Origin of the sequence: Lysinibacillus sp. NPDC056232 (genome assembly GCF_042267565.1) — a bacterium.
Taxonomy (GTDB): domain Bacteria; phylum Bacillota; class Bacilli; order Bacillales_A; family Planococcaceae; genus Lysinibacillus.
Genome location: NZ_JBHJTF010000086.1, coordinates 1 through 3,314, shown reverse-complemented (window position 1 = coordinate 3,314; position 3,314 = coordinate 1). Strand labels below are relative to the sequence as shown.

The window sequence follows — 3,314 nt, the reverse complement described above, 5'->3', positions numbered from 1 at the left end:
AGATAGTATAGGCACTTCATTTCATGTAGAAACAGCAGGGAGATTTAAGTGCAACATTTTACCATATCATTTTAATAGGGGGATTTTTGAATATGTATTGCAAAAAATTGCTAGATATTGTTAGTTTTGAAGAAAGCAAAAGATATTTAATTGATAAATTAATAATATACAAACTTGATGAATATCTAAAAAATCGTATTACTTTGCGTGAAAGAAAAAATATAAATCCTGTAAAATTTGCAATTGAGATGGGCGTAGAATATAAAATAGCTATAATGACTTTTATTGTAGGAAGTAGAGTAAAGTTATTTAAAATAAGATTATTTTATGAATGCGATTGTGGTGAGAGGAAGGAATTAGAGACTACCAAGGAAAATATTGAATGTGAATGTGGTAAAATTGGTAATTACGAAAGTTTAAAAGAGAATATAAAATTGTATTTTCAGTTATTAGAAATACCTACTCCTTGTGAATGGAATGAACAGTATAGTAACGAAGCGGATTTGTTAAAAGAAAGTGATTTGTTAGCATTTGATAACTCTTTTTCTGATATTGAAAAGGTAGGTGGATCAGAATTAATGAATGAGATTAAATCTGATTGTTTCAGAGATGCACGAGAGGCTCTGATGGAAAGATATATAGGTGAAGAAAGTGAAGGGATTTAATATTTTTGGGGTTGTATCAATGACATTAATGACTTTTGTAATTGGTGCAACTTTTACATATTATTTATCTGTTAAAGATGTGCTACCTATGGACGCAACATTGTACGGTAGCTATATTTCTGGTATTGGAAGTTTTCTTGGAGGTGTTTTTGGTGGAATAATAGCCTATTTTGTTGCAAGAACACAATTTATTATCGAAAAAAATAAAAACGAAGAGCTAAATAAAAATTCCTTTAACAATGCGATAAAATCGCTTCAAATTGAAATTAAACATAATTTAGAGGTTTTTAAAATTATTAAGGATGGCAATAATACCGAGAAGTTGGCATATTGTAATGCTTTCGAAATAAATATTTGGAATGAAATAAGATTTAATATTGTAAATGAACTTAATCAAGATTTATATACCTTAATTGGAGTGCATTATAAAGATTGTAAAGATTTAAAAGCAGGTTTACTTCCAGATTACAAAGAACTAGAAAAATTTAATTTTAATACTAGAATTAAAACGGCAGGAAAGTTATTAAAAGATTTAGAAGAGCAATTAAAATAATACTAAAGTAAATAGTGATATTTTTAACCGAAATATATAAATGAACAAGTAGTAAATATAAATTAATTATTGCCCCCATAGCTCTATATTTATTAAACGTAGTCAAACACGTAGTCATAAAAATAAGTTGCCCCCGCAAGCCTTGATATAATAATATTTTCAAGACGGTTGGTTCAACACCCGCCGTCCCCATACATAGAGTGGTTTTGAACGCAGTCATATCAACGATTTTTGAAATTAGGGATATTGAACGGGAGTTGAACTCTTGTTGAATATCCCTTTTCTTATCCCTATGGAAATATGACATATTTGAACTGTTTGTAGACCTCTAATAGCACAATTAGGATGATTTTTTATGTCTAGTAGGAAGCGTAATCATGGTATTTTTACTGTAGATGGTGAAGCAGTAGATATGCTACAAACACAGGAAGTTGAGCAGAGGCGTAAAGGTAAGTCAATAAATGAAGCAATTGAAACGATATTCAACCAAATGCGAATTGCAGGGAAGAGACAACCCACTATTGATAGTTACGAATATATCTTTATGCAGTTTGTAAAAGTGAATAGCGTTGAGTGATAGTATCTATAACTATTTTGGTTCAATAGATGTGAGCCAACGCACCAAGTTAATTCGTTTGAAGTCAATGAAAGCCGTTTTAAGTAAGTTTCATAACAATGGTTGGCTCAAAGAAAGCTTTTAGGAGCAATATTCAAATTAAGGTTGATAAAGAAGTAATATATGTGTTCTGGACAGAAAGAGTATTATTTAGTAATGCTATTTTTTATATTATGGTTTTGTGAGGAATTAATAACGCCATTTTTAATTCATATTAACTTTGGTATAATATACAAAAAAAGAGGGTGATTTTTTGCTTGAAAATACTTTATTAATGGAAAAATTGAAATCGAGAAATTCCAGGTTTTATTCTATTATTTTAAATATTTATGAAGATGTTGAATCTTTATTAAATACTCGAATACCGCAAGTTTTTCCTACATACACACAGCATGATGTCGGACATTCACTTAGAATTATAAAACATATTGAAAATCTAATTTTCGATATCGATAAATTAAATGATTTAGAAATTACAATAGTAATATTATCTGCATTATTACATGATATTGGTATGGCTGCAAGTGCTGAAGAAATAGTGGAAATTAAGGAAGGGAAAATAAAATATAAAAATCTTCATTTTAAAAGTTTATTGGAGGTTTCCGCCAATAATGAAAATGAAGCAATTCAAGAATATATAAGAAGAGTTCATGCAGAAAGGTCTGCGAATTATATTAGAGAACAATTAAAAGACAAGTTAGTTATTCCTGGTATGACTAATAAATCAATCGCTGAAACCTTAGCTTTAGTGTGCCAATCACATACTGAAGATATAATTTGGGTGAAAAACAATTTATCTAAAGAGCATATTATTGGTGACTATAAAATAATACCGCAATTTTATGCAGTTTTATTAAGGCTAGGAGATATTCTAGATTTTGATGGCATGAGGACTCCGCAAAGACTATATAATGCTATAAACCCTACCGGCTATAGCAAAGATGAATGGGAACAACATTTCGTAATAGATAATACCGAAAAAGTACTAAAGGATTCAAAAGGGCGAAAATCTATTCAATTTTTTGGGAATTGTTCTGAACCAAAAGTACATAGAAAAGTTCTAAGTTATTTGGATTGGATTAATCAAGAAATAATAAATGGAATTGAACTAACTAAAGAATTTGATGAATTTCATAGAATAGAGCTTTATCCTAAAGTTATTGATAATATTAAGCCAGAGGAATATTCAATTATAGATTTAAAGTTCCAAATGAATTATAAGAATACAGTTGAGTTTTTAATGGGTGAATCATTATATGGAGACAAGAGAATAGGCTTAAGAGAGTTGATACAAAACGCAATTGATGCATGTTTACTATTAAAAGAAATAAAATCTAAGGATATTGAAGATTCCTATGATGAATATCAACCGAGAATTCATATTATTTTTGATAAAGTAAATCAAATTGTCAAAGTAAAAGATAATGGAACTGGAATGAATATATATTCATTAAAGAAATACTTTTTAGAGGTAGGATCC

4 protein-coding genes are annotated in these 3,314 nt (G+C 29.0%); all 4 read left to right on the top strand.

Features of this window, described 5'->3' with window-relative positions; all coding sequences use genetic code 11:
- Positions 1–92 precede the first annotated feature (92 nt).
- Positions 93–665 (top strand): hypothetical protein, encoded by a 573-nt coding sequence (locus tag ACFCYJ_RS27305; RefSeq protein ID WP_376079084.1) that lies wholly within the window; start codon positions 93–95, stop codon positions 663–665.
- Positions 643–1,218 (top strand): hypothetical protein, encoded by a 576-nt coding sequence (locus ACFCYJ_RS27300; protein WP_376079083.1) that lies wholly within the window; start codon positions 643–645, stop codon positions 1,216–1,218. Before ACFCYJ_RS27305 ends, ACFCYJ_RS27300 begins: the two co-directional genes overlap by 23 nt.
- 355 nt (positions 1,219–1,573) lie before the next feature.
- Complete coding sequence (locus tag ACFCYJ_RS27295) at positions 1,574–1,795, top strand: hypothetical protein (RefSeq protein ID WP_376079081.1); 222 nt, start codon at positions 1,574–1,576, stop codon at positions 1,793–1,795.
- Positions 1,796–2,087: 292 nt separating this feature from the next.
- Positions 2,088–3,314: HD domain-containing protein (locus ACFCYJ_RS27290; RefSeq protein WP_483869494.1), on the top strand; the 1,227-nt coding region annotated here is incomplete at its 3' end.